The organism is Actinacidiphila sp. bgisy167 (assembly GCF_057707665.1).
Window position 1 is genome coordinate 1 of record NZ_JBYIQP010000157.1, and the last position, 5,062, is coordinate 5,062.

The window sequence follows — 5,062 nt, forward strand, 5'->3', positions numbered from 1 at the left end:
GCGCTCGAAAGCGCTCAAGGGTCGGCCCCGCTGCTCCAGCGGGGTCGGCCCTGTGTCGTTCCCGGCCCGGTCAGGCCGCCGTGACGATGTGCTCGCCGCCGAGCGGGCGGCGCGGGGCGATGATCTGCCCGTCGGGAAGGAGCTCACCGGTGTCCTCGAAGAGCAGGACACCGTTGCACAGCAGGCTCCAGCCCTGCTCGGGGTGGCTGGCCGTGATGAGGGCGGCCTCGCGGTCGGGGCTGCCGGCGGACGGGCAATGCGGTTGGTGCGGGCACATGGACGACGTCTTTCGCTGTGAGTGGTGTGAAGTGCGGCTGCCCTGGGTAGAAACTTTGGCCATTCCGCTCCCCCGTTCAGTCGGTCGGTCCCAGTGTTGCTCTCCTGGCGGATTTCCGCAGGGGTTTCCTGTGAGCTGTCCTCGTCCGTGAAGGACGCGTTCACTCGCGAGGGCGGTTGCCGGACAAGGCGACGCCTCCGTGACCGGACGGTCACGGAGGCGTGTGAGGCGCCCCAGCCGGCAGCCTCAGGCGGTGGTGCCGAGCAGCGGGGGCGGAGCCAGCCGCAGGGTCAGCACCGGCACGAGGTCGGAGAGCCGGTGCATGCGGTGCGCGGCGATCCCCGGCGGGGCCGGCGCCAGCGGGATCAGCAGGTCGGAGGGGTCCGGTTGGGCCGTGCCCGCGTCAGCCGCGACGTCCCCGTGCAGCCACAGCGTCAGCATGTAGAGCCCCGGTACCGACAGGAGATGCGGCTGGTACGGGGTGGTGAGCGCGTCGGACTGGCGCAGCGCGCGCTCGGTGGAGGCCAGGTAGGGGCCCTCGCAGAAGTGCGAGAACGCCCATCCGTCCGGGGTCTCCACGGTCTCGCCCGCGGCGGCCACCTTCTCCCCCGTGCGGATGTGGAAGCGCCAGCCGGTCAGGCGTGCCCGGGGCAGTCCGCCCGGTGTGGTGGCGCCGGGGTCGAGGACGTGCAGGGGAAGCGGGTTGTCGGCGACGAGTGGTCCCGCGGCGTTGCGCAGCGCGGGGGTGCGGGCCTCGCGGACGGCGGTGGGGGAGCTCAGGGCGGCGAGAACGCTCCGCAGAGCGGGCGCGGGGGCTGGGGCTACCTGCAGCGGCATGTGGGCGGCCTCTCATGAGGAGACACGGGGGGTGCTCGGCGGGGTGCGGACAGCACTGTCAGCGGTGGAGCTGATGGAACTGCGGCAGGCCGGGACAGCCCGGATCCGTGGGGCGCGCAGGGGCGACGACGTACGGAATCAGCGTGGGCATGCGGATCCCTTCCCGTGGCCGGTGTGTCGCGGGCGCGCGGCGGGTCGCGGAGGCTCTGCCTTCAACGAAGGATATACGAGGAGTGTTCGCGCGGTGTTTCAGCTAGCCGTCAGCGATATTACGGGCAAGGCGGTTCCAGGTCACCCCGGACAGCTATTTCATCCCTGTTCGGACCCTTGCTCGCTCCGTCGCCCACGCCGTGAACTGCGCTTTCCGGGCTACTGCGGACGGCTGAATCCTGTCGGCCTTTTTCACCAGCGGGCCACCGGCGGCAAGTGAATTCCGTACGTGCCCTTGGAATGTGCCGCCAGACGGTGCGCGTGGCCAGCTTAGCGCTACCGGGGGCGGCACCGGGGCCTTATCGATCTCAGGGCTGGGCATGCTGGGATCACGGCCCACTCGAGGAAGGACCTCCGATGGGGGAAAAGGTCGCGGCCACGGGGTTCGACCTGGCCGACCGCCCGCGGTACCGCAGGAAGCTGAAGCAGTGCCTGCTGGGGTTGGAGCGACTGCTGGAGGAGAAGCGGTTCGACCGTCCCCGGAATCTCATGGGACTGGAGATCGAACTGAATCTCACCGACCGCGACGGGCTGCCGCGCATGATGAACGAGGAGGTGCTCGAGCGCATCGCGAGCCGCGATTTCCAGACGGAGCTCGCCCAGTTCAACATCGAGGTGAACATCGCGCCGCACCGGCTTTCCGGACGGGTCTTCGACCGGCTCGCCGAAGAGTTGCGCATGGGCCTCGGATATGCGGAGGGAAAGGCCCGCGAGGTCGGCGCGCGCATCGTGATGGTGGGAATCCTGCCCACCCTCGGCGTTCAGGACCTGGTCGGCGCCAACCTCTCCCGCGTCGACCGGTACATGCTGCTCAACGACCGCATCCTGGCCGCCCGCGGCGAGGACATCACCCTGGACATCTCGGGGGTGGAACGGCTGACCTGCGTGTCCGGCTCGATAGCCCCGGAGGCGGCGTGCACCTCCATGCAGATGCACCTCCAGGTCACCCCGGCGCGCTTCGCCGCGGTGTGGAACGCCGCGCAGGCGGTGGCCGGCCCCCAGGTGGCGCTCGGCGCCAACTCCCCCTTCCTGTTCGGCCGCGAGCTGTGGCGGGAGACCCGGCCCACGCTCTTCCAGCAGGCCACCGACACCCGCCCCGAGGAGCTGCGCGCCCAGGGCGTGCGCCCGTTGACCTGGTTCGGCGAGCGCTGGATCGACTCCGCGTACGACCTCTTCGCCGAGAACGTGCGCTACTTCCCTTCCCTGCTGCCCATCTGCGAGGACGAGGACCCGCTGCACGTCCTCGACGAGGGCGGGGTGCCGCAGCTGAAGGAACTGACCCTCCACAACGGGACGATCTACCGCTGGAACCGCCCGGTGTACGAGGTCGTCGACGGGGTGCCCCATCTGCGGGTGGAGAACCGGGTGATGCCCGCCGGGCCCACCGTCGCGGACGTGCTCGCCAACACCGCCTTCTACTACGGACTCGTACGCTCCCTCGCCGAGGCGCCGCGGCCGGTGTGGAGCCGGCTGCCCTTCGCGGCCGCCGCGGGGAACTTCGACGCCGCGTGCCGGTACGGCATCGAGGCGACGTTCACCTGGCCCCGGCCGGGGCGCGGCAACGGCCTGGCGGAGGTCGGGGCCGTCGAACTCGTCCTGGACGAGCTCCTGCCGATGGCCGCCGCAGGACTCGACGCCTGGGGGATCGATCCGGTGGACCGGGACCACTACCTCGGCATCATCGAGGGCCGCTGCCGCAACCGCATGAACGGCGCCGAGTGGCAGGCCGCCGCCTTCCACCAGGAAGTGGAGCGCGGGCTGGACCGGCAGCGCGCTCTGGCCGCGATGACCCTGCGCTACTGCGAGCTGATGCACTCCGGCGCCCCCGTGCACGAGTGGCCGCTGGAACGCTGAGCCGCCGCCCGCGCCGCCGGGCCCATGAGGCAGGATGGCGCGGGTGGAGGACTGTGTGGACAGGAATTCGGTGGGGCACGGCGGGTCCGGCACCGGGGCGCCGGAGCGGCTCGCCCCGCGCACGCTGCGCAGCGAGACCCTCCTGGTGCTCGCGCTGTCGCTGGGCGCGAGCGCGGTCTCGGCGCTGATCAGCTTCGTCGGGTCACTGACCAGGCCCGGCGGGCTCAAGGACCAGGCGGCCACTCTCGTCGGCTCGCAGGCGCCTGGCCGTCCGTGGCTGGACCTGGCCTGGCAGCTGTTCGGCGTCGCCACCGCGCTCGTCCCGGTCGCGCTCGTCGCCCACCTGCTGGCCCGTGAGGGCACGGGCATGCCCGCCATCGGCTTCGACCTGCGCCGCCCGCGCACCGACGTGCTGCGCGGCGCCGTCCTGGCGGCGGCCATCGGCGGCACCGGACTGCTGTTCTACCTGGGCGCGCGCGCCTCCGGGTTCAACCTGACGGTCGTGCCGGAGTCGTTGCCCGACGTCTGGTGGAAGATCCCCGTCCTGATCGCCTCCGCGATCCAGAACGCGGTGCTCGAAGAGGTCGTCGTCGTCGGCTATCTCCTGCGCAGACTCGGGCAGTTGGGCTGGACATCGGTCGGCGCGCTGGCGGCCAGCAGTGTGCTGCGCGGCTCGTACCACCTCTACCAGGGCATCGGCGGGCTCATCGGGAACATGGCGATGGGCGTCGTCTTCGTCCTGCTCTACCGGCGATGGGGCCGGGTGGGGCCGCTGGTGGCGGCCCACGCCCTCATCGACATCGTGGCCTTCGTGGGGTACGCGCTGCTCGCCGGGAAGGTCGGCTGGCTGCCGACCGGCTGACGCAGGCCCAGGGGCTGACGCCGGCCTACGGGCGGGCGTGCAGCTCGCCGTCGATCACGGTGACCGCACGGCCGCTGAGGCGCACCCGGTCGCCGCCGAGCGCCGTGCGCACCAGGCCGGAGCGCGCCGAGGCCTGCAGCCCGGTCAGCTCCTCCCGGCCGAGGCGCCGCGCCCAGAAGGGCGCGAGGGCGGTGTGGGCGCTGCCGGTGACCGGGTCCTCGTCGATGCCGACGGCGGGGAAGAAGCCGCGGGAGACGAAGTCGTAGCCGCAGGTCGCCGGGGTCTCGGCGGCGGCGGTCACGATGAGGCCGCGCTTGGAGGGCAGGGCGGCGACGGCGGCGATGTCGGGCGTGAGCGCGCGCACGGTCTTCTCGTCGACGACTTCCACCAGCAGGTCGCCCACGTCCTCGCCGGTCTCGTGCACCGAGAGCACCTCGGCGCCGATCGCCGCGGCGATCTCCTCCGTGACGTCGACCGGGGTGAGCGGGGCGACGGGGAAGTCCATGGTGATGGTGCCGTCCTCGCCGGCGGCCGCGGTGAGGACGCCGGAGCGGGTGCCGAACCGCACCGGGCCGCGGGCGGCGCCCGTGTCGTGCAGGATGTGCGCGGTGGCGAGGGTGGCGTGCCCGCACATGTTCACCTCGGCCCTGGGGGTGAACCAGCGGAGGGCCCAGTCTGTGTCCGGGGCGCCGGGCGTGGGGTGGGCGAACGCGGTCTCGGAGAGGTTGACCTCCGCTGCCACGAGCTGGAGCCAGCCGTCCTCGGGGAAACTGTCCGCGTCCAGCAGCAGCACGCCCGCGGGGTTTCCGGCGAAGGGACGGTCGGTGAAGGCGTCGACGATACGGATCCGCATGCCGCGACCCTACGGAGGCCAGGAGGCGACCGGCCAGGGCCAATCCAGGGGGTGTGGCCTGCAGGGTGGGTGCCGCCACCGGGCCGCGGGCCCGAACCGACCCGTCCGCGCCTGCTCGGGGCCGCGCCGGGTCGGTTTGCGGGCGGTGGTGTGACGGCGGGATGCGGGC

At 72.2% G+C, this 5,062-nt stretch carries 5 protein-coding genes; 2 read left to right on the forward strand and 3 right to left on the reverse strand.

What is annotated here, in order from left to right; translation table 11 throughout:
• Positions 1–70: 70 nt before the first annotated feature.
• Together AC3ET4_RS30185 and AC3ET4_RS30190 are read right to left on the reverse strand one after the other, a co-directional pair.
• Positions 71–277: a DUF5999 family protein gene (locus AC3ET4_RS30185; protein ID WP_431955052.1), complete on the reverse strand. Its 207-nt coding sequence runs from the start codon at positions 275–277 to the stop codon at positions 71–73.
• Positions 278–523: 246 nt separating this feature from the next.
• The gene (locus AC3ET4_RS30190; protein ID WP_431955054.1) at positions 524–1,114 is read right to left on the reverse strand and encodes a hypothetical protein; all 591 of its coding nucleotides are present in this window, start codon (positions 1,112–1,114) and stop codon (positions 524–526) included.
• 567 nt (positions 1,115–1,681) lie between these two features.
• Between AC3ET4_RS30190 and AC3ET4_RS30195 the strand changes: the two genes are divergently transcribed.
• Positions 1,682–3,178 (forward strand): glutamate-cysteine ligase family protein, encoded by a 1,497-nt coding sequence (locus AC3ET4_RS30195; protein WP_431955056.1) that lies wholly within the window; start codon positions 1,682–1,684, stop codon positions 3,176–3,178.
• Between the two features lie 34 nt (positions 3,179–3,212).
• The gene (locus tag AC3ET4_RS30200; protein ID WP_431955058.1) at positions 3,213–4,040 is read left to right on the forward strand and encodes a CPBP family intramembrane glutamic endopeptidase; all 828 of its coding nucleotides are present in this window, start codon (positions 3,213–3,215) and stop codon (positions 4,038–4,040) included.
• A gap of 25 nt (positions 4,041–4,065) precedes the next feature.
• Here AC3ET4_RS30200 and AC3ET4_RS30205 read toward each other — a convergent pair whose 3' ends face one another.
• Positions 4,066–4,893: a PhzF family phenazine biosynthesis protein gene (locus tag AC3ET4_RS30205; RefSeq protein WP_431955060.1), complete on the reverse strand. Its 828-nt coding sequence runs from the start codon at positions 4,891–4,893 to the stop codon at positions 4,066–4,068.
• Positions 4,894–5,062: the final 169 nt, after the last annotated feature.

Coding starts and splice junctions, on each gene's coding strand:
- AC3ET4_RS30185 (WP_431955052.1), bottom strand. CDS start 277: ATGTGCCCGCACCAACCGCATTGCCCGTCCGCCGGCAGCCCCGACCGC.
- AC3ET4_RS30205 (WP_431955060.1), bottom strand. CDS start 4,893: ATGCGGATCCGTATCGTCGACGCCTTCACCGACCGTCCCTTCGCCGGA.
- AC3ET4_RS30200 (WP_431955058.1), top strand. CDS start 3,213: ATGGCGCGGGTGGAGGACTGTGTGGACAGGAATTCGGTGGGGCACGGC.
- AC3ET4_RS30190 (WP_431955054.1), bottom strand. CDS start 1,114: ATGCCGCTGCAGGTAGCCCCAGCCCCCGCGCCCGCTCTGCGGAGCGTT.
- AC3ET4_RS30195 (WP_431955056.1), top strand. CDS start 1,682: ATGGGGGAAAAGGTCGCGGCCACGGGGTTCGACCTGGCCGACCGCCCG.